The sequence below is a fragment of the Nonomuraea indica genome, from assembly GCF_002850745.1.
In the GTDB taxonomy this organism is placed as follows: domain Bacteria; phylum Actinomycetota; class Actinomycetes; order Streptosporangiales; family Streptosporangiaceae; genus Nonomuraea; species Nonomuraea indica.
The window spans coordinates 163,346-186,717 of record NZ_KZ559467.1; the positions used below are offsets into that span (position 1 = coordinate 163,346).

Here is a 23,372-nt window from a genome sequence, read left to right on the forward strand (position 1 = left end):
GGCATGATGCCCCACCGCGTCAGCGCGCGGGGTGCGGACGGGCGGCGAAGATCCCGGCGACCGCCTGGACGAGGCAGAACGCCAGGCCGGCCAGCAGCGGCGTGGTCCAGCCGCCCGAGGTCTGCCGGAGCAGCCCGATCAGCAGCGGCCCGGCCGCGGCCAGCACGTACCCGCACGACTGCGCGACCGCCGACAGGGCCGTGACCGACGACGGGTCGGGGGCGCGGAGCGTGATGATGAGCAGCGCGAGGGCGATCGCGGCGCCCTGGCCGAGACCGAGCACGATCATCCACAGCCAGGGCAGGGTCGCGGGGGCGAGCAGCACGCCGAGGTAGCCGGCGATGGTCAGGACCGTCGCGACCGTCACGTGCGGCACCTGGGAGGCGCGCCGGCCGGCGTGGACGGGGACGGCGAGGGTGGCGGCGATCTGCGCGAGGTTCGTCAGGCTGAGCAGGTATCCGGACTGGTCGGCGGGCAGGCCCGCCTCCTGGAAGATCGTCGGCAGCCAGGCCAGCATGATGTAGAAGGTCAGCGACTGCACGCCCATGAACACCGTCACCCACCACGTGACCGGGCTGCGCAGGATGGCGGCGAAGTGGCGGGGCCGGTCGCCGGTGCGGGCCGGCCTGCGCAGCGCCTGGGGGAGCCACAGCAGGGCGGCGGCCACGGCCGGCACCGCCACGAGGGCGGAGACGCCGCGCCAGCCGTGGCCGGTGAGCCGCTCCAGCGGGATCATCAGCGCGGAGGCGGCGGCGGCCCCGGCCACCAGCCCGGTGACGTAGACCGACGTGTACGCCCCGACCTGGTGGGGGAAGTGCTGCTTGACCACGCCCGGCATGGCCACGTTCATGATCGCGATCGCGGTGCCGGCCAGCGCGGAGCCGAGGTAGAGCGCGGGCACGCCGTCCACGGTCCGCACGAGCACGCCGACGGCGAGGAGGAGCAGGCCCGCCATCAGGGTGCGGTCGAGCCCCGTGTGCCGGGCCAGGACCGGGGTGAGCCCCCCGAACACCCCCAGGCACACCACCATGACCGTGGTGATGGCGCCGCCTCCGGCCGGGGTCAGGCCGAGATCCGTCATGATCTCGTCGAGGAGTGGGGACACGCCGGCGAGCGCGGGCCGGAGGTTGAGCGACGCGAGGACGAAGCCGCCGAGCAGGAGGACGCTGCGTGGCGACATTCAGCCGGTCCGCGCCGGACGGGGTCCCTGCAAGGTCATCTGGACAGGGTACGCCGTGGCGCCGGACGGCCCACGCGGCGGGTGAGCCGTGAGGTCCGTCCGGCGGTCCGGATCGCCCCCGGGCGGCGCGCCGGGACGCGGCGGAAGCGGGTACGGGAAGGGAGGTCGAGGCCGCCCTGTCAGAGGAGTCGAGCATGCGCATCGGATTCGCGGTGCCCCAGTACGGCCCGTTCGCCGACCCGGACTTCATCCGGGAGGCCGCGACGAGGCTGGAGGACATGGGCTACGACAGCCTGTGGGCCAGCGACCGGATCATCGTGCCGCTCGCCCCCAGCCACCCCTATCCGGGCGGCGGCGGGATCCCCGCGGCCTACGGGACGTTCTTCGACCCCCTCGCGGCGCTGACGCTCGCGGCCGTCGGCACCCGCCGCGTCAGGCTGGGCACCAGCACGCTGAACGCGCTGTGGCAGCCGCCCGTCCTGCTGGCCCGCAGCCTGACCTCGCTCGACCTGCTCAGCCACGGGCGGCTCGACGCGGGTTTCGGCCTGGGCTGGCTGGGCGACGAGTACGCAGCCGCAGGGGTGCCCTGGCGGGGGAGGGGCGCGCGGCTGGAGGAGACGCTCGACCTGCTGGAGACCCTCTGGACCGCGGAGGTGGTGGCGCACGAGGGGCCGCGGTGGACGGTGCCGCCGTCCCGGGTGGACCTCAAGCCCAGCCAGCGCCCACGCCCGCCGATCCTGCTGGCCGGCTTCACCGTGGCCGCCCTGGAACGGGTCGGCCGCCGGGCCGACGGCTGGCTGGGGGCCGCGATGCCCGCCCCCTACCTGAAGACCCTGTGGGACACGGCGCTGCGGTCGGCCGAGAAGGCGGGCCGCGACCCGGCCGCGCTGCGGATGGTCGTCCGGATCAACCCGCGGATCACCCGGGACCCCGCGCCCGCCGCCGAGGTGCCGCGCGCCTGCACCGTCGCGCAGCTCGCCGGCCACCTCCAGGTCCTCGCCGAGGCGGGCGCCCACGAGGTCTTCGTGGACGTGCAGACGACGACGTCCGCGCGGGAGGAGCTGATGGACGTCGCGGCGGAGTTCGCGGCGCGGACGCGCGACCTGCGCTGAGCCGGGGTCAGGAGCGGTGGCGGTAGCGGTCCGTGGCCTCGCGGGTGGCGCGGATGGCCGCGCCGGCCGTGTCGTAGGTGCGCTGGGCGAGGCCGACGAAGACGCAGTCGACGATCAGCAGCTGGCTGATGCGGCTGGCCAGCGCCCCCGGCCGGAAGGCCGTCTCGCGGCCCGCCGACACCATCGTGTGGTGGGCCACCTCCGCCAGCGACGAGCGCGGGTTGTTGGTGATGCCCACGACCACGGCCCCCGCCTCGGCGGCGGTGCGGGCGGGCACCAGCACGTCGGGCGTCTCACCGCTGCAGCTGATCGCCACGGCCACGTCTCCCGGGCGCAGCAGGGCGGCGCTGGTGAGGGCGAGATGGGCGTCGGCGAACGGATGGCTCGACAGGCCGATCCGCAGCAGCTTCTGCGACATGTCGGCGGCCACCAGCCCCGAGGCGGCGACGCCGTACACGTCGACGCGGCGGGCGGCGGCGATGGCGGTCACCACCTCACCGAGCAGCCCCGGGTCGAGCTGCGCGGCCGTGTCCGCCAGCGCCTCCGACTCCGAGCGGGCGACCTTGGCGATGACGTCGGTGAGCGGGTCGTCGGGGCCGAGGTCGCCGGGCACGAGCCGGTCCGGCTCCCTGGCCTGTTCCTTGGCGACGGCCGCGGCCAGCGCGAAGCGCAGCTGCGAGTAGCCGGAGAAGCCGAGCACGCGGGAGGTGCGCACGATCGTCGCCTCGCTGGTGCCGGACACCGCGCTGAACTCGGTGATGGTGCTCCGGACCACCAGCTCCGGGTCGTCGAGGATGATCCGGGCGATGGCCCGCGCGGCGGGGGTGAGCGACGGCAGCACGGCCCGCACCGCGGCCGCCGGGTTGGCCGGCGCCTGGGGGGTGGCGTCGGCCGACCGGCCGCCGCTCATCGCACCAGCCATTCGGCCGCGGCCCGAGCCGAGACGCGGGAGACGCCGTGCGTGGCGACGTGCGTGGCGCGCGGGTCCGCCGGCGGGTCCGCCGGGATGCCGGTGTCCACGACGATCACGTCCGGCCGCGCCCGTACGGCCCGCTCCACCCGCTCCCGGACCCAGGCGTGCCGGGCGGCGTCGTGCACGACGAGCACCACCGGCCGGTCGTCGAACGGCGGCAGTTCCCCCTCCTCCGGGAGCCGGGCACGGGACGTGCCGGGCAGCAGCTCGGTGATCGCGGCCGTCAGCCCGGTCGGCATGGCCGGGTCCACGGCCTGGCTGAAGCGGGTGTTGACCTCCACGACGAGCGGCGGCCGCGTCAGCCGGCCGGTGCCGGAGGTGGTGAGCGCCGCCCGCGCCGCCTCCAGGCCCACTCCGGGGTCGGCGTCGGCCAGCGCCTTCTCGCGCAGCGCCGCCCGCCCGCCGTACCAGTCGGACACGGCCCGCACCCGGGCGGCGGCCTGAGCCAGGCGCTCCTCGGGCAGCGCGCCCTCGCGGACGCCCGCCACGATGGCGTCGCGCAGCTCGTACAGCGTGCGCTCGGTGGTGAGGCCGGCGCAGATGGCGTCGGCGCCGGCGGCGAGGGCGCGCACGGCGATCTCGCCGGGGGAGAACCGGGCGGCCACCGCCCGCATCTCGATCGCGTCGGTGACCAGCATGCCCTCGAAGCCGAGCTCGTCCCTGAGCAGTTCGGTGAGGATGGTACGGCTGAGCGTCGCGGGCAGCTCGGGGTCGAGGGCGGGCACCAGCAGGTGACCGCACATGATCGCCTGGACGCCGGCCCGGATCGCGGCGCGGAACGGCGGCAGGTCGCGCTCGGCCAGCACCTGGCCTGAGGCGTGCACGGCCGGCAGCGCGAGGTGCGAGTCGGTGGTGGTGTCGCCGTGGCCGGGGAAGTGCTTGGCGCAGGCGGCGACCCCGGCCCCCTGCACCCCGCGCAGGTAGGCGACGGTGTGCCGGGACACCAGGTCCGGTTCGGGGCCGAACGAGCGGACGCCGATCACCGGGTTGGCGGGGTCGGCGTTGACGTCGGCAGCGGGGGCGTAGTTCAGGGTGATGTCGGCCTCGGCGAGCATCCGGCCGATCTGGCGGCCGACCCGCTCGGTGAGCTCCACGTCGTCGACCACGCCGAGCGCGCGGTTGCCCGGGAAGGAACTGCCGGCGGCCACCTCCAGCCGGGTGACGGCCCCGCCCTCCTCGTCGACGGCGACGACGACACCCGGGTTCTCGGCGCGCAGGGCTCGCACGTGCCGCGCGTCCGGCCTGTTGCGGGCGAACAGCACCGCCCCGCCCAGCCCCTCGCCCAGGGCCCTGCGCAGCCAGTCGGGTGCGGTGGTCTCTTCGTAGCCGGGCTGCAGGACTGCCAGGGCGAGTCGGTACAGGTCAGCGGACATGCGGCATTTTCCTTCACAGTTGTTGAATTGAAGGTAATTTTCTGTCATCGTCGCCCTCGACACAACCGCTTCCCGGAGGCCGCCCCCCATGCCCACCAGAAGGACCGTTCTCAAGGGTCTCGCCCTCGCCGCCGCCGCGTCCGCCGTGCCGCTCCCCGCCTCAGCCTCCTCCACAGCCGCCCTCGCCACGCTCGACGGCGCCCACGTTCCGCCGCTGCGCCAGATGCGTGGCATGTGGATCGCGTCGGTGGCCAACATCAACTGGCCGTCCAAGCAGGGACTGAGCGCCGACGAGCAGAAGGCGGAGTTCGTCGCCTGGATGGACCTGGCCGTCCAGCGCAAGCTCAACTCGGTGTTCGTCCAGATCAGGCCGACCGCCGACGCCTTCTGGCCGTCACCGTTCGAGCCGTGGTCGCACTGGCTGACCGGCACCCAGGGGCAGGACCCCGGCTACGACCCCCTCGGGTTCGCGGTGGCCGAGGCCCACAAGCGCGGTCTGGCCTTCCACGCGTGGTTCAACCCGTACCGGGTGTCCATGCAGCCGGACCCGGCCAAGCTGCACCCCGACCACCCCGGCCGCAAGCACCCCGACTGGATCCTGCCGTTCGGCGGCAAGCTCTACTACAACCCGGGCCTGCCCGAGGTGCGGAAGTTCTGCCAGGACGCCATGCTCGACGCGCTCAACCGCTACGACATCGACGGCCTGCACTTCGACGACTACTTCTACCCCACCAACACCACGGCCTTCGACGACAGCGCCGCCTTCGCCCAGCACGGGGCCGGCTTCCCCGACCTGGCCACCTGGCGCCGCCACAACGTCGACCTCATGGTCTCGGAGATGCAGCAGCGCGTCCGGGAGGCCAAGCCGGAGGTCGCCTGGGGCATCAGCCCGTCCGGCATCTGGCGCAACAAGGCGAGCGACCCGCTCGGGTCCGACACCAACGGCGGCCAGTCGTACGACAACCTGCACGCCGACACGCGCGGCTGGGTGAAGAAGGGCTGGCTCGACTACATCGCGCCGCAGCTCTACTGGTACATCGGCCAGCCGCCGGCCGACTACTCCAAGCTCGTCCCGTGGTGGTCGGACGTGGCGAGCGGCACGAACACGCTGCTGTGGATCGGCCAGGCGGCCTACAAGGCGGGTGACCCGGCGCAGGCGGCCCCGTGGCAGGACCCGGCCGAGCTGTCCAAGCACCTCACCCTCAACCGCGCCCACCCCGAGATCTCCGGCGACATCTGGTACAACGCCAACGACCTGCGCGCCGACCGGATCGCCTCGATCAGCACGGCGGTCGGCGACCACTACACCCGCCCCGCGCTCGCGCCGGTGCTGCCCAGGCTGGCGGACGGCGAGGCGCCGCGGCGGCCCGTCGTGGCGTACGCGCTGCGCCGCCCGGCCGGCGGCGTGGAGGTGCGCGCGGTCGCGACCGGACGGGACGAGCCGTTCCAGTTCGCCGTGTTCCGCTTCCCGCAGCGGGCGTCCGCCGAGGCCTTCGGCGACGCGCGGCACCTGGTCGCCGTCGTGCCCGGCGACCGCCAGGTCCGCTGGGTGGACCCCGACGGCAAGCGGGGCGACCACTACTACGTGATGGCCGTCGACCGGGCCAACCGGACGAGCCGGCCCAGCCACGGGTTCCGGGTCCTCTAGGGAGCGTGATGCGGGTTCTCGGCCTGATCTCCGGCACGTCGCACGACGGCATCGACAGCGCGGTCGTCGACTGGTCGCTCGACGGCGGCACACTCACCGGCAGGATCGTGCACGTCGGCGAGCGGCCGTACGAGGCCGGGCTGAGGGCCCGCATCGTGGCGGCCCTGCCGCCCCACCGGGTGGACATGGGGGAGGTGTGCGCGCTCGACACGCTCGTCGGCCAGGCGTTCGCCGACGCGGCGAGGGACTGCCCGTGGGCCGACCTGATCTGCTCGCACGGGCAGACGTTCTTCCACTGGGTGGCCGACGGCCGGGTGCTGGGCACGCTGCAACTCGGCCAGCCCGCCTGGATCGCCGAGCGCACCGGCCTGCCGGTGGTCTCGGACGTGCGGGTGCGCGACGTCGCCGCCGGCGGGCAGGGCGCGCCGCTGGTGTCCTACCTCGACCTGCTGCTGCTGGCCGGGCTGCCGGGACGGACCGGGGCGCTCAACCTCGGCGGCATCGCCAACCTCACGGTCGCCGAGGCCGGCTCCGGCGGACCGGTCGCCTACGACACGGGGCCCGCGTGCGCGCTCATCGACGCCGCCGCGCCGCCGTACGACGCGGACGGCGCGCTCGGCGCGGCCGGCACCGTGGACGAGAAGCTGCTCGCCGAACTGCTGGCGGAGCCCTACTACGCCCAGGACCCGCCGAAGACGACCGGCAAGGAGCTCTTCACGCCCGGCTACGCCCGCGCCCGTGCCGGGGACGGCCTGCCGCTGCCCGACCTGGTGGCGACGCTGACGGCGCTGACCGCCGAGACGGTCGCCGCCGAGCTGCGCCGGCACCGGCTCGACACGGTCGTCGTGTCGGGCGGCGGCATCCGCAACCCCACGCTGATGGGCATGCTGCGCGCCCGCGCGCCGCACACGCGGCTGGTGGCCAGCGACGAGCTCGGCGTGCCGGCCGGAGCGAAGGAGGCCGTCGCCTTCTCGCTCTTCGGCTGGCTCACCGCGCACGGCCTGCCGGCCACCGTGCCCGGGTGCACGGGCGCCGCGGGGGCGCGCGTGCTGGGCACGCTGACACCCGGCTCCGGCCCTCTTACGCTGCCGGAACCCCTCGCCGAAGCCCCGGTCGCGATCCGGCTGCTATGAAGCCCTGCGTCCGGCGGCCGACGGCTGGTCGGCCGAGGCTCCCGCCCGCTGCGGTGGCACCACAGGGGTGGGACGCACCAGGCCCAGCGCGACGACCTCGTTGGCCAGCCGCGTGCGCCGGTTGGTGCCCTCCGGGATCCGGAACTTCTGGTAGAGCCGCAGCAGATGCTGCTTGACCGCGGCTTCGGTCACGACGAGGTCGTCGGCGATCTCGCGGGCGGTCGCCGGGGCGACGAACGCCTCGTCGGACAGCGCCGGCCGGCAGAGCGAGGTCAGCACGTCGACCTCGCGCCTGGTCAGCTCGGGCGCCGCCGCCCTGCGGAGCTCGATCTCGGGGGTGAAGTCCTCGCGGGGGACTCCGCCGATGCGACCGCGCGCCGCGCCGAAGGAGACGACGTCGCCGTCGTCCAGCACCCTCCGGGCGATCGGCCTGCCATTCACCCGCGTGCCGTTGCGGGACAGGCCCAGATCAACGACATACAGGTAGGGTCCTCGCCTGACGAACTCGGCATGGAGTCGAGACACGCTCGGATCGGTGAGCCGGATGTCGACACCACGGCCCCTCCCCACCGTCGTGATCTCGGGGCGCAACGGGATCACCTCGCCGGTGTCCTCGATGCGTATGAACGGCCCCTCCACGGCAGTTCCTCCCCAGGTAGCCCGCCGTAACTATTACTACAGCTCCGGCTTACCCAACCGAGGGGATGCGGAATCGCCTTTGCCATAAGGAGAATCCCGCTTGAAATTGGTCTGGACCTCTGCCGACGGTTTTGCCTGCTCACAGGTAGACTTCGAGGGACGATAAGCGGAGGAAACACTCATGGCGGACAAGCCCACGAAAGGCCTGGCCGACGTCGTAGCCGCGTCCACTGCGCTGAGCGACATCGACGGGAAGGCCGGTCGCCTCTTCTACCGTGGATACGACATCCATGACCTGGCCGGCCGAGCGACGTTCGAGGAGACCGCGCACCTGCTCCAGCGGGGCAAGCTGCCGAACCGCGCGGAGCTGGACGACTACGGAGCCGAGCTGGTCCGGGGCCGCGAGCTGGGCGCGCTCGTGTCCGCGAACATCGCCGAGATCGCCGAGAAGCAGAAACCGATGGAGGCGCTGCGCAGCCTCGTCTCCCTGTCGGGCGCCGACGACCCCGACAAGGACTCCATCGAGCCCGGCGCCAACCTGCGCAAGGCCGCCCGGCTGACCGCGCAGCAGCCGCTGCTCGTCGCCCGCTACCACGCCGCGCGCACCGGCACCGAGACGCCCGAGCCCGACCCGGCGCTCAGCATCGCCGCGAACTTCCTGCTGCAGGTGACCGGCCGCGCGCCGGAGCGGCGCGAGGTCGAGATCTTCGACGCCTGCCTGGTGCTGCACGCCGACCACACCATGAACGCCTCCACCTTCGCCGCCCGCGTGTGCGCCGCGACCCTGTCGGACATGCACTCCGCCATCGTCGCCGCGATCGGCACCCTCAAGGGCCCGCTGCACGGAGGCGCGAACGAGCAGGTCATGAAGACGCTGGAGTCGATCTCGCCGTCCGGCGTGGCCCAGGCCGTGCGCGACAAGCTCGCCGCGGGCGAGAAGATCATGGGCTTCGGGCACCGGGTCTACAAGACCGAGGACCCGCGCGCCACGCACCTGCGCAAGATGTCGCAGGAGCTCGCCGAGGCGTCCGGCGACGACACCTACTACCGGATGTCGAAGGAGATGGAGGAGGTCGTTCTCGAGACCAAGGGGCTGTATCCGAACGTCGACTTCTACGCGGCGTCGGTCTACCACTACCTTGGCATTCCGACCGACCTCTTCACGCCGGTCTTCTCGATCAGCCGGATGTCGGGATGGACGGCCCATGTCATCGAGCAGCACGCCGACAACCGGCTGATCCGCCCCGACAGTGAATACATCGGGGAGCGTGACCAGAAGTGGAAGCCGATCGAGGAACGGTGAACCGTTCCGGCGAGACCTGGGGACCGTACCCGCTGATCCTGGCGGGTGCGGTCGTCGCCGTGGCCACGGCACTGCTGGCGGACCTGAGGTGGGGCGGGTTCGCGCTGGGGGGAACGATCATGGTCGCGGCGGCGCTCCGGTTCGCCGGGTACGGCGGGGCGCTCGCCGTGCGGAGCAGGAAGACCGACGTCATCACCCTGGGCGTGTTCGGGTTCGTGCTCGTGCTGACCTCCATGTTGCTGGGGAACAACGAGCTGAAGGCGTTCATCATGTCCCTTTTCGCACGGTGACATGGCGGTCCGATAGCCTCAACGCATCCATTCATTGAAGGGGAACCATTCGCATGCCCAAGATCAAGGTGGAGGGTCCTGTCGTCGAGCTTGACGGCGACGAGATGACCCGGATCATCTGGCAGTTCATCAAGGACCAGCTGATCCTGCCCTACCTCGACGTCGACCTGAAGTACTTCGACCTCGGCATCGAGCACCGTGACGCCACGGACGACCAGGTGACGATCGACGCCGCCAACGCCATCAAGCAGTACGGCGTCGGCGTGAAGTGCGCCACCATCACGCCGGACGAGGCGCGGGTCGAGGAGTTCGGCCTGAAGAAGATGTGGAAGTCCCCGAACGGGACCATCCGCAACATCCTCGGCGGCGTCATCTTCCGTGAGCCGATCATCATGTCCAACGTGCCGCGTCTGGTGCCCGGCTGGACCAAGCCGATCGTCGTCGGCCGTCACGCCTTCGGTGACCAGTACCGCGCCACTGATCTCAAGGTTCCCGGCGAGGGCACGCTGACCCTCACCTTCACCCCGAAGGACGGCTCCGAGCCGATCGAGCTGGACGTCTACGACTTCCCCGGCTCCGGCGTCGCGCTGGCCATGTACAACCTGGACGAGTCGATCCGCGACTTCGCCCGCGCGTCCATGCGCTACGGCCTGGCGCGCAACTACCCGGTCTACCTCTCCACGAAGAACACGATCCTCAAGGCCTACGACGGCCGGTTCAAGGACATCTTCGCCGAGGTCTACGAGGCCGAGTTCAAGGAGGACTTCGAGAAGGCCGGGCTCACCTACGAGCACCGCCTGATCGACGACATGGTCGCCGCGGCCCTGAAGTGGGAGGGCGGCTACGTCTGGGCGTGCAAGAACTACGACGGCGACGTGCAGTCCGACACGGTCGCGCAGGGCTTCGGCTCGCTCGGCCTGATGACCTCCGTCCTCATGACGCCCGACGGCCGCACCGTCGAGGCCGAGGCCGCCCACGGCACCGTGACCCGTCACTACCGTCAGCACCAGCAGGGCAAGCCGACCTCCACCAACCCGATCGCCTCGATCTTCGCGTGGACGCGTGGCCTGGCCCACCGCGGCAAGCTCGACAACACCCCCGCGGTGACCGAGTTCGCCAACACGCTGGAGCGGGTCTGCATCGAGACCGTCGAGGGCGGCCAGATGACCAAGGACCTCGCGCTCCTCGTCGGCGGCGACGCCGAGTGGCTGACCACCCAGGACTTCCTGGCGGCGCTGGACGAGAACCTCAAGAAGAAGATGGCCGTCTGAGCAACCCCGTAACGGCACCCCGTAACGGCACCCCGTAACGGCACCCCGTAACGGCCTCCGCCCGGCGGGCGGAGGCCGTTACGCCTCCCCGGCGCCGGGCGGAGGCCGTTCCGCGGTCCTGGCGCCGGGCACCCTGCCGCCGGACGCCGCCCGTGAGGCGGCCCTTTTCGCTGCTCAGAGCCTCTCTTGGACATCCCGTGTCGATCAGTTGGGTATGACCCAGGCGTAACAGTCGTGCGCGTCTCGGGGGGTTCGGATGCGACTGCGTGTCATCACTGGGGTGGGTACGGTCACGATCGCCGCGATCGTGAGCGGCTGCGGCTCCGAGCCCGCCCCACAGGCCAAACCGCCGGCCAAGGCCGACGCGGCCGCGGCGAAGCAGAGCAAGGCCGAGAAGGCCGCCGCCGCGGCGAAGGTCAAGGCGAACGAACTGGGGCAGGTGCCGGTGCTCATGTACCACCGGATCATCCCCAACCCCGCGACCACGGATGACCGCACTCCCGCACAGTTCCGCGCCGACCTCGACCGGCTGGCCCGCGACGGGTACGTCCCCGTCACCGCCGCCGAGTTCGTCACCGGCAGGATGGACATCCCCGCGGGCCGGCACCCGGTCGTGATCACCTTCGACGACTCCTCGCCCTCGCAGCTCACGCTGGACGAGACGGGCCAGCCGAAGCCCGACACGGCGGTCGCCATCCTGCGTGAGGCGGCGGCCAGGCACCCCGGCTTCCGGCCGGTGGCGACCTTCTACGTGACGCGCGACATGTTCGGCAAGTCCGTCAAGGAGGAGCAGGCACAGGTCCTGCTCTGGCTCAAGGACAACGGCTTCGACGTCGGCAACCACACCCGCGACCACCTCAACCTGCGCGGCATGGCCAAGGCCGGAGTCCAGGAGCAGATCGGCTCCATCGCCAAGGAGGTCGGCACGCTGGCCGGGATCAAGCCGGTCACCATCGCCCTGCCGTACGGCAACCAGCCGAGCACCAAGGAGTGGGCCGCGCGCGGCCGGCTCGGCGACGCCTCCTACCACCACAAGGGCGTCTTCCTGGCCGGGTACACGCCGTCGGCGTCGCCGTTCAGCAGGTCGTTCGACCCGCTGGGCATCCCCCGGATCAAGGCCATGGACAAGAAGGGCGACTGCGCCCAGTTCTGCTCCACGGCGTGGCTCGACTGGCTGAAGAGCAACCCCGACATGCGCTACACCTCCGACGGCGACGTGGCGACGGTGGCGTACCCCAAGTTCAAGAACCCGTTCCTGAGCACGACGTACAAGACGTACGCGCTGCCGTACTGACAGGTCAGGGCACCGTGCGCCCGCCGCCCTGGGTCAGGTCACGGCACGGTGCGCACGGCGCCGTCGGCCAGGTCGAGCAGGCGCAGGGCGCGCTCGTGGTGCGGCGCCCGGACCGTGACGGCGAGCGTGCCGTCGTCCGCCCAGCTCAGGATCCGGTCGATCCACCAGCCGGCGGGCAGCCGGGGGACGACCGTCCGGACGGTCCGGCCCGTGCGCGTGTCGGTCAGGACGACACCCCGATGGTCCACGCCGTCCGGGAAGACCTCGGCGGCCGGCGAGGCGATCACGTCCACCGCGGGCGACGGCAGCCCGCCGTGCGCGAGGTTGCCGGGCAGCGTGAAGCGGCGGACGGCGCGGCCCGTGGCCGAGCGGATCACGTAGGCGGCCGAGGTGACGTGCCCCGGGGAGCCGTCCTCGGGCTTCTCGGCCACCAGGACGAGCCCGGCGGGCGTCCAGGCGACGCCCCGTTCGCCGCGCGGCAGGCGGCGGGTGGTGCCCCGCTCGACGTCGACGATGATCCCGCCGCTGGGCAGCGACGAGCTCCGCCTTCCGCGCCGCTCCCACCGGCCCGGCTGCAGGAGCAGGTGACGGCCGTCGGGTGACAGCAGCGGAGAGGGCTCGGCCAGGTTGAGCGTGTCCTTCCCGGGCGGGTACGGCAGGGGCCTGGTGACCCCGGTGGTCAGGTCGCGGAGCACGTACCGGGCCTGCCCGTCGTGCCAGTGAACCGCCCGGGTGCCGCCCCCGCCGAGGGCGAACGCGTCCCCGCGCAGGGCGTGGCGCAGCCACCACCGCTCGCCGCGCGCCGACACGAGGATCCGGTGCTCGCACGCGCGCCTGTCGTCCCGGCAGGCCGGCTTGACGCCGAGTGCGAGCACGGCCCACCCGCGTTCGGCGACGCCGACGTCCATCCGGAACGAACGCACCACCGTGCTGAGGGCGACGGCGGCGGAAAGCGCGGCAGAGAATCGCCAGATACCGACGAGCTGCGATGAGAAAAGACTTCCGTGCGGGCGGCGCATACGGGGTCGGAAACGGGTGAAGACGAATTCCGCCGCCACTCGGCCCAGAATCCAGCCGGTGATCGGAAAGTACGGGGAGAGGAGGCGTCGTGCACCACGACGGCCACGGCCAGGGCCGTTCCCGCGCTCCCGCCGATCCACCGGAACCGCCTGTTGACCTGGAGATACCGGATGATCGGTCGCCGTTGAGAACGGTCACGGTGACCTTCTGCCTGTCCGCGAAATGGCCGGCGAGTGACCGGGGCAGCGGCATGGCGACCGGAACAGTCAGCGCCGAAAGGGCCAGAAAGACGACAGCTAACAAGGCTCGGTTTCCGTCACGCCGGAGAAAGCAGCAGAATTCGGAATCTCGAGGAAGTTGGCCATGATGGGTGGTGCGGGGGCCCGGCCTGAGACTCGTGTCGGTGACGGTCGCGGGTGGCGGCTCGTTTCCCGTGACGATCCCGCCGGGCGGGCGGGCGGCGTTCGTCCTCGGCGTCGACGTCACCGACTGCGGGGCCGCCCGCGCGGCGGCCCCGGATCTCGTCGTCGACGCCGAGCGCTGGTGGGGGAGCGGTGTCACCACGGTCGGCCGCCCCGACGACGCGGACCCGAACCTGGGCTTCCACCTTCGCTCGCTCTGCGGGCAGTGATTCGAGGGCTGGACGAGACGGCGCGGTACCGAAGAGTCACGTCACGAACGGTTAACGCCTCCCTGAGAACTTTCTGAAGGTCGTAAAGTTTGCCTCGTCGGGCCGTTTGCACACGTGGGGACATGACGACATGCCGCAGATCTCGCCGCTGGTCACGGGCGACCCCGGCGAGCTGGGGTCGTTCCGGCTCACCGGACGGATCGGAGAGGGTGGCCAGGGCATCGTCTACCTGGGCGTCGACGACCAGGGCGAGCGGGCCGCCGTCAAGCTGCTGCACGTCAAGTTCAGCGGTGACACCACCGCCAGGTCGCGCTTCGCCAGGGAGCTGAAGGCGGCCAAGCGGGTGGCGTCGTTCTGCACGGCCCGGGTCATCGAGGCCGACCTCGACGGTGACACGCCGTACATCGCGAGCGAGTACATCGAGGGACGGGCGCTGCGGGAGATCGTCGACACCGATGGGCCGCTGCGCGGCACGGTGCTCGACCGGCTGGCCATCGGCACCGCGACCGCCCTGACGGCCATCCACCACGCCTCGATCGTGCACCGCGACTTCAAACCCGACAACGTGCTCATCGCCGCCGACGGGCCGCGCGTGGTCGACTTCGGCATCGCCCGGATCATCGACTCGACCGGCACCATCACCAGCCGCGCCATCGGCACGCCCGCGTACATGGCGCCCGAGCAGATCGCGGGCGACGACGTGGGGCCCTACACCGACGTGTTCGCGTGGGGGGCCACGATCGCGTTCGCGGCGACGGGCAGGGTCGCCTTCGAGGGCAAGTCGATCGCCGTGGTGCTCAACCGGATCCTCAACCACGAGGTCGACGTCAGCATGATGCCCGAGCCGCTGCGCGGTGTGGTCCGCTCGGCGCTGGCCAAGTCGCCGGAGGAGCGGCCGTCGGCCGACCAGATCCTGCTGCGGCTGCTCGGGCAGCCCGAGACGACCGGAGCGTCCACGGCCGTGCTGAGCCGGGGCGCGGAGGTGGCCGGCGACGACACCACGCCGTTCCTGCGCGTCTCGCCGTCGCTCGTGGACCGCCAGACCGGCACGGGCGGTACGGGCGGTACGGGCGGGACGGGCGCACGTACGGGCGGGACGGGCGGTACGGGCGCACGTACGGGCGGCACGGGCTCGCAGCCGGGCGGTGTGCCTGGAGCTGCGGGAGGCACGGGCTCGCACCCCGGCGGGGTGCCCGGCAGCGCGGGCGGGACGTCCGGGCCTGTGGGCGGCGTTTCCGGGTCCGCGGGTGGGATGTCCGGGACGACGGGCGGCGTCTCCGGAGCCGTGGGGGCGGTTTCCGGACAGACCGGTGGGGCGGCCGGGCAGACCGGTGGGGCGGCCTCGCGGTACACCGGTGGCGCCGGGGCGTTCCCCGCCCAGCCCGGGACGTCCCCCCAGTACGCCGCCGCGTCCACGCAGTTATCGGCCCAGCCCGGCGCCGCGCTGCCCCAGCACCGCCCGGACGCGCCCGCGCAGGGGCCGCACCCGCAGGCGGGGGTCCCGGCCGAGGGGCACCCCGGTGTGCCGCCGGCGCCCGTCACCCAGCCCGCCGGTCCGGCCCGGCGAGGCCGGCGGCGGGCCTGGTGGGTCGCCCTGGTCACCGCGATGATCCTGCTGTGCGCGCTGGCCGCCGCCGCCGTGTCGCGGGGCTGGTCGCCGTTGGCGTTCGTCGGGGAGCCGGCCACGGGCGAGTCGGCGGGGGGCGACGGCACCCCGTCCAGTGTGGTCGACAAGGCCGCCGTCACCGGCAAGCTCGTCATCGGCGTGAAGGGCGACCTGCCCGGCATCGGGCTGGAACGTGACGGCGGGTTCGAAGGGTTCGACGTCGAGCTGGCCAAGAAGATCGCCGCGGCGCTCGGCGCGAAGCAGACCGAGTTCGTCCGGGTCTCCCGCGGCGAACGCGCCGACCTGCTCGCCGACGGCACGGTGGACCTGGTGCTCGCCACCTACTCCATCGACGAGGCCGACGAGGACAAGGTCAGCTTCGCCGGGCCCTACTACCTGGCGCACCAGGACATCCTCGTGCGCAGCGGCAGCGGCCTCGACAAGCTCGCGGACCTCGCGGGCAAGAAGATCTGCGCGATCAACAGCCCGTCGGTGGGCCGGGTGCAGGACCGGGTGAAGGTCAAACCCGTCACGGCGGGCAACTACGCCGAGTGCATGGACCTGCTCAGGAGCGGCGGCGTCGACGCGGTGCCCGGCGACGACCTCATCCTGGCCGGGTTCGCCAGCCGCGAGAACCTCCGCTTCAAGGTGCTGGGCGCCAAGCTCAGCAACGAGCGCTACGCCGTCGGCATCCGCAAGGGCGACGCCAGGACGTGCACGGCCGTCAACGCCGTGCTCGCTGACCTCTACGGCACCGGCGCCATGAAGGAGCTCCTGACCGGCCATTTCAGGAACGTCGAGTTCGACATGGAGCTGAACAGGCCCGTGATGGAAGCCTGCCGATGACGAACGGGTAGCATCCGAACGTCAATCAATCGTCCTGCGAGTTAGGGGAAGGCCATGGCCACGCCCGTGAAGGTGACCGTCACCGGTGCCGCCGGTCAGATCGGCTACGCACTGCTGTTCCGCATCGCGTCGGGCCAGCTGCTGGGCGCGAACGTCCCGGTCAAGCTGAGCCTGCTGGAGATTCCGCAGGCGGTGAAGGCCGCCGAGGGCACCGCCATGGAGCTCGACGACTGCGCGTTCCCGCTGCTGTCCGGCATCGAGATCACCGACAACCCCGACGTGGCGTTCGACGGCGCCAACGTGGCCCTCCTCGTGGGCGCCATGCCGCGAAAGGCCGGCATGGAGCGCGGCGACCTGCTCGGCGCCAACGGCGGCATCTTCGGGCCGCAGGGCAAGGCGATCAACGACCACGCCGCCGACGACATCAAGGTCCTCGTGGTCGGCAACCCGGCCAACACCAACGCGCTCATCGCCCAGCAGCACGCGCCCGACGTGCCGGCCGAGCGCTTCACCGCGATGACGCGCCTCGACCACAACCGCGCGCTGTCCCAGCTCGCCGCCAAGCTCCAGGTGCCGGTCACCGAGATCAAGCACATGACCATCTGGGGCAACCACTCCGCCACGCAGTACCCCGACCTGTTCCACGCCGAGGTCGGCGGCAAGGTCGCCGCGGAGCAGGTCGACGCCGAGTGGCTGCGCGAGACGTTCATCCCGACCGTCGCCAAGCGCGGCGCGGCGATCATCGAGGCGCGCGGCGCCTCCTCGGCCGCCTCGGCCGCCAACGCCGCGATCGACCACGTCCACGACTGGGTCAACGGCACCGACTGGACCTCCGCCGCCATCGTCTCCGACGGCTCGTACGGGGTGCCGGAGGGGCTCATCTCGTCGTTCCCGGTCCGCGCCGTGGACGGCCGGTTCGAGATCATCCAGGGCCTGGAGATCGACGCCTTCTCGCGCGAGCGCATCGACGCCAGCGTGCAGGAGCTGGTGGAGGAGCGCGACGCGGTCAGGTCGCTCGGCCTCATCTGAGGTCCTCGCCCCATCGACACAGCGAAGGCGCGCGTCCCGTCCGGGGTCGCGCGCCTTCGCCGCGTACGGCGGCGTACCGGCCGAGGGCCGTCCTGGAGCCGGGCCGGGAGCCGTCCCTGGAGCCGGGCGGTGAGCCCGGGAGGTGGGGCGCCCCGTGGGCCCGCCCGGGTGCCGGGTGGTGGGGCGGGACGTGAGGCGGCCCGTGTGCCGGGTGGTGGGGCGGGCCGTGGGCCGGGTCAGGAGCCGGAGAGCGCCGTCCACGCGTCCGCGACGATGTCGCGGAGTTCCGCCCGCTCCGCCTTCCAGCCCAGCTCGCTCTGGATCCGCTGCGAGGAGGCGACCAGCACGGCCGGGTCGCCGGGACGGCGCGGGCCCACGACGGCGGGGATCTCGTGGCCGGTCACCTCGCGGCAGACGGAGATCACCTCCTGGACCGAGAACCCCGTGCCGTTGCCCAGGTTGTAGATCTGGTGCCGGCCCTCGGCGACCGCGTCCAGCGCCAGCAGGTGGGCGCGCGCCAGGTCGGCGACGTGGATGTAGTCGCGCACGCAGGTGCCGTCGGCCGTCGGGTAGTCGGTGCCGAACACGTGCACCGACTCGCGCTCGCCGGTGGCGACCTTGAGCACGTTGGGGATGAGGTGCGTCTCCACGGTGTGCCGCTCGCGGTGGCGGCCGTAGGCGCCGGCCACGTTGAAGTAGCGCAGGCTCACCGCGCCCAGCCCGCGCAGCCCGGCGTAGGCGGTCAGGGCCGTGTCGACGGCCAGCTTGGAGGCGCCGTAGGGGTTGGTCGGGCGGGTGGGGTCGCCCTCCTCGACGGGGGAGCGCTCGGGCTCGCCGTACGTGGCTGCCGTGGAGGAGAAGACGATCCGGCGCACGCCCCGCTCGTGCATGGCGTCCAGCAGGGCCAGCGTGCCGCCGAGGTTGTGCGACCAGTACAGGCCCGGCTTCTCCACGGACTCGCCCACCAGCGACTTGGCGGCGAAGTGCAGCACCGCCTCCGCGCCCTCGAGCGCCTCGCCGGCCTCGGTGATGGACCCCTGGACGAACCGGGCGCCCTCCGGCACGGCGTCGGCGTGGCCGGTGGAGAGGTCGTCGAGCACGGTCACCTCGTGCCCCGCCTCGACGAGCTGGGCCGCGACGACGCTGCCGATGTATCCGGCGCCTCCGGTGACCAGTAGCTTCATGTCCACTCCTGTTGGAATATGTTCGATTTGGTCGGCTTGCCGTTCAGCATAGGTGAAAAGCCGTTGAGTACGCTGCCAACCACCATGTATGACAACGTCGCGGCCAACATCGCCCTCGTCCTCGTCTTCATTCTCGTGGGCGGCTACTTCGCGGCGGCCGAGATGGCGATGGTGAGCCTGCGGGAGAGCCAGGTCCGCAAGCTGGCCCAGCGCGGACGGCGCGGCGAGCGCGTCGCCAAGCTCGCCCGCGACCCCAACCGGTTCCTGTCGGCGGTGCAGATCGGGGTCACGGTCGCCACCATGCTGTCGGCGGCGTTCGGCGCCGACCGGCTCGGCATGCAGCTCGCACCCGTCCTGAAAGGCTGGGGCGTGCCCGCCGCCGTCGCCCCCGTGCTGGCGCTGGTGCTGGTGACGCTGGCCATCTCGTACGTGTCGCTGGTGCTCGGCGAGCTGGCACCCAAACGCCTGGCCAGGCAGCGGGCCGAAGGGCTGTCGCTGTTCGTGGCGCCCTTCCTCGACCGCATCGCCGCCCTGTCGCGGCCTATCATCTGGGCGCTGTCGAAGTCCACCGACGGCGTCGTCCGGCTGCTCGGCGGCAACCCGCACGCCGACACCGAGGAGGTGACCACCGAGGAACTGCGTGACATGGTCGTCGGCCACACCGACCTGACGACCGACGAGCGCAACCTCATCGCCGAGGTGTTCGCCGCGGGCAAGCGGCAACTGCGCGAGGTCATGCTGCCGCGCACCGAGGTGGAGTTCATGGAGGCCGACACCCCGCTGGCCGAGGCGGCGGTGCTCGCGGCGGCGATGCCGCACTCGCGCTTTCCCGTCTACCGCGAGTCGTACGACGAGGTGATCGGTTTCGTGCACGTCAGGGACCTGCTCGACCCGGTGCTGACCGGTCGCGTCGAGCCGATCAGCACGCTGGTGCCGATCCGGCCGGTCAAGTTCGTGCCCGCCTCCAAGCGGGTGCTCACGACGCTGTCGGAGATGCGCGACGAGCAGCACCACCTGGCCATCGTGGTCGACGAGTACGGCGGCACCGCGGGCATCGTCACCCTGGAGGACCTGGTCGAGGAGCTGATCGGCGACATCAGGGACGAGTACGACGTGGAGGACGAGACCGTCGTGCTGCCCGCCGGCGAGATGGAGATCGACGGGCTGACCAACCTCGGCGACTTCGCCGACGCGACCGGCATCAGGCTGCCCAGCGGGCCGTACGAGACGCTGGGCGGGTTCGTGATGGCGATGCTCGGCCACGTGGCGAGCACGGGTGAGGTGGTGGAGGTGAACGGTTTCGAGCTGACCGTCACCGAGCTGGACGGCCGCCGGATCTCCAGGGTGCGGGTGAAACGCCGGCCCGCCGCCGAGTCGCCGCCTGTCGAGTCGCCGCCCGACGAGGATTCCTGACACAATTACCTGCTATGGCCAGACCTCGTGTTCTCTCCGGCATCCAGCCCACCGCGGACTCCTTCCACCTGGGCAACTACCTGGGTGCGGTCCGTCAGTGGGTGCCGCTGCAGGAGACCCACGACGCGTTCTACTGCGTGGTCGATCTGCACGCGATCACCGTGCCGACCGACCCCGCCGACCTGCGCCGGCGCACCCGCGTGGCCGCCGCGCAGCTCTTCGCGGCCGGGCTCGACCCCGAGCGCTCCACGGTCTTCGTGCAGTCGCACGTCCGGCAGCACACCGAGCTGGCGTGGACGCTGATCTGCCTCACCGGCATGGGCGAGGCGGCCAGGATGACCCAGTTCAAGGACAAGTCGGCCAAGTTCGGGGAGAGCGCGGCCAGCGTGGGCCTGTTCACCTACCCGATCCTGCAGGCCGCCGACATCCTGCTCTACCAGGCCAACCGCGTTCCGGTCGGCGCCGACCAGAAGCAGCACCTGGAGCTGACCCGCGACCTCGCGCAGCGCTTCAACCACCGCTTCGGCGACACCTTCACGCTGCCCGAGCCGCACATCCTCAAGGAGGTCGAGAAGATCACCGACCTCCAGGACCCGTCGGCCAAGATGTCCAAGTCGTCCTCCAGCCCGGCCGGCATCCTCGACGTGCTGGAGCAGCCCGGCCCGTTGCGCAAGAAGGTCATGCGGGCGGTCACCGACACGGGCAGCGAGGTGCTCTTCGACGAGGAGAACAAGCCGGGGATCTCCAACCTGCTGCGCATCCAGTCGGCGCTGACCGGCACGCCCATCCCCGAGCTGGTCGCCCGCTACGCGGGTCAGGGCTACGGCACCTTCAAGAAGGACGTCGCCGAGGCCGTGGTCGAGACGTTCAACCCGATCCGCGAGCGCACCGAGAAGCTGCTGGCCGACGAGGCCGAGCTCGACCGGCTGCTGGCCATCGGCGCCGACCGGGCGCGCGAGGTGGCCGAGCGCACCATGACCGAGGTGCGGGACAGGGTCGGCTTCCTGCCCAGCCGATGACCCCACCCGCCGGGGGCGTCAGGAGCGGCTCGGAGCTCCGGCCGCCCGGCGCGGCGTCCGCGTCGCTCGGTTTCGGTGACGGTCCGGCCTGCCTGCCCATGTCCGCGGTGTGGACGACGTCCGCCGGGTCCGGCGCTTGACCTGGGCGGGGCTGGGCAGGGACCTGTCACCGGAGAGGCGGACGGCGGGGACCGGTGGCCCCGTGCCGGGAAGAGTGGGGCGGACGAGATGGCCGGTCTGGGCGGGCGGATCGAGGCGGCGAAGGCATGGGGCCGTGGCCGGGTCGAGTACTGGCGGGTCCGGCGGCCCTCGATCGACCACCTGATCCGCACCGTCCAGCGCTACCAGCTCCAGTCCGGCGACCGGCTGGCCGGCGCGGTGACCTACTTCGCGTTCCTGTCCTTCTTCCCGCTGGTCGCGCTGGCGTACGCGCTGCTCGGCTACGTGCTGACCAACGACCAGAGCGCGATGGAGGCGTTGGACAAGGCCATCACCGAGCAGGTGCCGGGCGTGGCCGACCGGCTCGACCTCGACGGCATCGCCACGGCCAAGGCGACCGCCGGGATCATCGGCCTGCTCGGCCTGCTCTACGCCGGGCTCGGCGCCATCGACGCGCTGCGCGGGGCGCTGCGCGAGATGTCGATGACCACGACGCCGCCGCTCGACCTCGTCCGCGGCAAGCTGCGCGACCTGGCCTCGCTGGTGATGCTCGGGGCGACGATGCTCGCCTCCGTCGTCGTCACGGGGTTCGCGACGCAGGCGACGGCCGTGGTGGCGAGGTTCATCGGCCTGGGCGACACGCCGGTGAACAAGGCCATGCTGTTCCTCGTCGGCCTCGGGGCGAGCCTGGTGGCCGACTGGCTGCTCTTCGTGATCGTGCTCGGCTGGGTGGCGCGGCCGACGCAGCCGTTCAAGGTCATCGCCAGGGGGGCGTTGCTGGGCGCGGTCGGTTTCGGGCTGCTCAAGCAGCTCGCCGGCCTGCTGCTGGGCACGACGCTCAGCAACCCGCTCTACGGCACGTTCGCGGTGATCGTGGGGCTGCTGCTGTGGATCAACTTCTCGGCCCGCCTCGTCATGTACGTGGCCGCCTGGACGGCGACGGCAGGGTACGCCCCGCCGCCGACGCCCTCGCCCATCCCCTCGCCGACTCTTCCGGCCGGCGCGGCCGCCGAGCTTTCCGGGACCGCCGAGCCGTCCGGGACCGCCGAGCCGCCCGGGACGGCCGAGCCGTCGCGGGGCACGCCGGCCGCCCGGTCACTCGCCGAGGGCCGGGGGACGTGAGCCGCGGCGCCGGCGCAGGCCGTACCCGAGCCAGACCAGCCCGAACAGCAGCCCGGCCCCGATGACGACGACGCCCACCGTGCGGCTGGTGCCGGTCTGCTTGGCCGCGGCCGATTCGAGCAGCGGCGCCGGCTCGGCGGAGGCCATCGGCGTGGTCGTGACCTGCTGCGGGGCGGGCGCCGCGGCCTCGACGGGCAGTGGGTCGACCAGCCGGCCCACCGGAGTGACCTTGCCGCGGGCGGCGAAGCCCCAGTCGAGCAGCTGGGCGACCTCCTCCCAGAAGAAGCCCTCGTGCCGCATGATGGCCACGATGATCGTGTGCCCGCCGCGGGTGGCGGCGCCGACGAAACTGGCCCGCGCCTTGGTGGTCCAGCCGTTCTTGACGCCGATCATGCCGTCGTAGCGCCACAGCAGCTTGTTGTGGTTGCTGATCTCGTAGTACTTCTTCGGCGCGGGGAACTTCGCGATCTTCGTGCCGACGTAGCGGCGGAACTCGGGGTTGGCCAGCCCGGCCCGCGCGATGAGGGCGAGGTCGTAGGCCGAGCTGCTCTGGCCCGGCTTGTCGAGCCCGCTCGGCGTCTTGGCGACGGTGTCGTTGGCCTGCAGCCGCCTGGCCGCGGTGTTCATGTCCTGGAGGGTCTTGTCCAGGCCGCCGTTGGCCTCGGCCAGCGCCATGGCGGCGTCGTTGCCCGACGACATCATCAGCGCCTTCATCAGGTCGTCGACCTTGTAGATCGGTTTGGTCGTCAGGCCGACGGCGCTGCCTTCCTGGTTGACCGCGTTGTGGCTCGGCTTGACCCGGAGGTCCTTGTCGAGCAGCGGGATGAGCGTGACCGCGGTCAGCATCTTGAGCGTGCTGGCCGGGCGGTAGCGACCGTGGGCGTCCTTGGCCGCGAGCACCTCGCCCGTCTCGGCGTCGGCGATGACGAAGGAGGTCGCCTTCGTCGTGGGCGGCGCCTTGATGCCGTCGGGACGCACCAGGCCGCGGCTCGCGAGCTGCTCGCCTCCGACCGGTGGCGTCGGTGAGGCGTGTGCGGTCCCCGTGAGTGCGACCGCCGCGATGAGTGCCGTCACCGGCAGGAGTCTGTTCCACATGGCGATCTCAGCGTAGCTTCGAGTTCTTCCAC

The 23,372-nt window shown here is 72.1% G+C and carries 20 protein-coding genes; 13 read left to right on the top strand and 7 right to left on the bottom strand.

The genetic code is table 11. The features are described from left to right. Window positions 1-19: 19 nt before the first annotated feature. The gene (locus CXR44_RS04875) at window positions 20-1,180 is read right to left on the bottom strand and encodes a CynX/NimT family MFS transporter (protein ID WP_101783674.1); all 1,161 of its coding nucleotides are present in this window, start codon (window positions 1,178-1,180) and stop codon (window positions 20-22) included. Window positions 1,181-1,374: 194 nt separating this feature from the next. Here CXR44_RS04875 and CXR44_RS04880 point away from each other — a divergent pair, with 194 nt between their 5' ends. Beyond that, window positions 1,375-2,292, top strand: a complete 918-nt coding sequence (locus CXR44_RS04880; protein WP_101783675.1) for a TIGR03619 family F420-dependent LLM class oxidoreductase — start codon at window positions 1,375-1,377, stop codon at window positions 2,290-2,292. Window positions 2,293-2,299: 7 nt separating this feature from the next. Here the strand turns inward: CXR44_RS04880 and CXR44_RS04885 are convergent, their stop codons facing one another. Both CXR44_RS04885 and CXR44_RS04890 read right to left on the bottom strand, forming a co-directional pair. After that, window positions 2,300-3,202, bottom strand: a complete 903-nt coding sequence (locus CXR44_RS04885) for a MurR/RpiR family transcriptional regulator (protein ID WP_101783676.1) — start codon at window positions 3,200-3,202, stop codon at window positions 2,300-2,302. Then, window positions 3,199-4,638, bottom strand: a complete 1,440-nt coding sequence (locus tag CXR44_RS04890) for a glycoside hydrolase family 3 protein (protein WP_101783677.1) — start codon at window positions 4,636-4,638, stop codon at window positions 3,199-3,201. Before CXR44_RS04890 ends, CXR44_RS04885 begins: the two co-directional genes overlap by 4 nt. Window positions 4,639-4,726: 88 nt before the next feature. Between CXR44_RS04890 and CXR44_RS04895 the strand changes: the two genes are divergently transcribed. Further along, window positions 4,727-6,286, top strand: a complete 1,560-nt coding sequence (locus CXR44_RS04895) for a glycoside hydrolase family 10-like protein (protein ID WP_101783678.1) — start codon at window positions 4,727-4,729, stop codon at window positions 6,284-6,286. Between the two features lie 8 nt (window positions 6,287-6,294). Next, on the top strand, window positions 6,295-7,419 hold the full coding sequence (locus CXR44_RS04900) for an anhydro-N-acetylmuramic acid kinase (RefSeq protein ID WP_101783679.1): 1,125 nt from the start codon (window positions 6,295-6,297) through the stop codon (window positions 7,417-7,419). Here CXR44_RS04900 and CXR44_RS04905 read toward each other — a convergent pair. After that, the gene (locus CXR44_RS04905) at window positions 7,414-8,058 is read right to left on the bottom strand and encodes an FHA domain-containing protein (protein WP_101783680.1); all 645 of its coding nucleotides are present in this window, start codon (window positions 8,056-8,058) and stop codon (window positions 7,414-7,416) included. The two genes, CXR44_RS04900 and CXR44_RS04905, sit on opposite strands and share 6 nt — an antisense overlap. Window positions 8,059-8,239: 181 nt before the next feature. Between CXR44_RS04905 and CXR44_RS04910 the strand changes: the two genes are divergently transcribed. From CXR44_RS04910 to CXR44_RS04925, 4 genes are all read left to right on the top strand, one after another. Beyond that, entirely contained in the window at window positions 8,240-9,361 is a 1,122-nt protein-coding gene (locus CXR44_RS04910) for a citrate/2-methylcitrate synthase (protein ID WP_101783681.1), read from the top strand. Then, the gene (locus CXR44_RS04915) at window positions 9,358-9,651 is read left to right on the top strand and encodes a DUF3017 domain-containing protein (protein ID WP_180903187.1); all 294 of its coding nucleotides are present in this window, start codon (window positions 9,358-9,360) and stop codon (window positions 9,649-9,651) included. The genes CXR44_RS04910 and CXR44_RS04915 overlap by 4 nt, the downstream gene beginning before the upstream one ends. Window positions 9,652-9,704: 53 nt before the next feature. After that, window positions 9,705-10,922: an NADP-dependent isocitrate dehydrogenase gene (locus tag CXR44_RS04920; protein WP_101783683.1), complete on the top strand. Its 1,218-nt coding sequence runs from the start codon at window positions 9,705-9,707 to the stop codon at window positions 10,920-10,922. Window positions 10,923-11,202: 280 nt separating this feature from the next. Beyond that, on the top strand, window positions 11,203-12,216 hold the full coding sequence (locus tag CXR44_RS04925) for a polysaccharide deacetylase family protein (RefSeq protein ID WP_245898845.1): 1,014 nt from the start codon (window positions 11,203-11,205) through the stop codon (window positions 12,214-12,216). A 38-nt stretch (window positions 12,217-12,254) separates the two neighbouring features. Here the strand turns inward: CXR44_RS04925 and CXR44_RS04930 are convergent, their stop codons facing one another. Then, window positions 12,255-13,142, bottom strand: coding sequence for a TolB-like translocation protein (locus tag CXR44_RS04930; RefSeq protein ID WP_144069861.1), 888 nt, complete (start codon window positions 13,140-13,142; stop codon window positions 12,255-12,257). Between the two features lie 497 nt (window positions 13,143-13,639). On the opposite strand from CXR44_RS04930, the gene CXR44_RS04935 reads away from it, so the two are divergent. The 3 genes from CXR44_RS04935 to CXR44_RS04945 all read left to right on the top strand — a co-directional run bounded on the left by CXR44_RS04935 (window position 13,640) and on the right by CXR44_RS04945 (window position 17,348). Continuing rightward, on the top strand, window positions 13,640-13,867 hold the full coding sequence (locus tag CXR44_RS04935; protein WP_144069862.1) for a hypothetical protein: 228 nt from the start codon (window positions 13,640-13,642) through the stop codon (window positions 13,865-13,867). A 130-nt stretch (window positions 13,868-13,997) separates the two neighbouring features. Continuing rightward, the gene (locus tag CXR44_RS41580; RefSeq protein WP_101783687.1) at window positions 13,998-16,319 is read left to right on the top strand and encodes a bifunctional serine/threonine-protein kinase/glutamate ABC transporter substrate-binding protein; all 2,322 of its coding nucleotides are present in this window, start codon (window positions 13,998-14,000) and stop codon (window positions 16,317-16,319) included. 54 nt (window positions 16,320-16,373) lie between these two features. Beyond that, on the top strand, window positions 16,374-17,348 hold the full coding sequence (locus CXR44_RS04945) for a malate dehydrogenase (RefSeq protein ID WP_101783688.1): 975 nt from the start codon (window positions 16,374-16,376) through the stop codon (window positions 17,346-17,348). A 236-nt stretch (window positions 17,349-17,584) separates the two neighbouring features. Here CXR44_RS04945 and galE read toward each other — a convergent pair whose 3' ends face one another. Then, window positions 17,585-18,532 carry a UDP-glucose 4-epimerase GalE gene (gene galE, locus CXR44_RS04950; RefSeq protein ID WP_101783689.1) on the bottom strand — a complete coding sequence of 316 codons (948 nt, stop codon included), beginning with the start codon at window positions 18,530-18,532 and terminating at the stop codon, window positions 17,585-17,587. Between the two features lie 84 nt (window positions 18,533-18,616). On the opposite strand from galE, the gene CXR44_RS04955 reads away from it, so the two are divergent. The 3 genes from CXR44_RS04955 to CXR44_RS04965 all read left to right on the top strand — a co-directional run bounded on the left by CXR44_RS04955 (window position 18,617) and on the right by CXR44_RS04965 (window position 22,245). Next, entirely contained in the window at window positions 18,617-19,945 is a 1,329-nt protein-coding gene (locus CXR44_RS04955; RefSeq protein WP_101783690.1) for a hemolysin family protein, read from the top strand. A 14-nt stretch (window positions 19,946-19,959) separates the two neighbouring features. Further along, window positions 19,960-20,964: a tryptophan--tRNA ligase gene (gene trpS / locus CXR44_RS04960; protein ID WP_101783691.1), complete on the top strand. Its 1,005-nt coding sequence runs from the start codon at window positions 19,960-19,962 to the stop codon at window positions 20,962-20,964. 228 nt (window positions 20,965-21,192) lie between these two features. Further along, window positions 21,193-22,245, top strand: a complete 1,053-nt coding sequence (locus tag CXR44_RS04965; RefSeq protein WP_101783692.1) for a YihY/virulence factor BrkB family protein — start codon at window positions 21,193-21,195, stop codon at window positions 22,243-22,245. Here the strand turns inward: CXR44_RS04965 and CXR44_RS04970 are convergent. Then, a complete protein-coding gene (locus tag CXR44_RS04970) occupies window positions 22,219-23,340 on the bottom strand; it encodes a D-alanyl-D-alanine carboxypeptidase family protein (protein WP_101783693.1) in 1,122 nt (373 codons plus the stop codon). The two genes, CXR44_RS04965 and CXR44_RS04970, sit on opposite strands and share 27 nt — an antisense overlap. Window positions 23,341-23,372 lie beyond the last annotated feature (32 nt).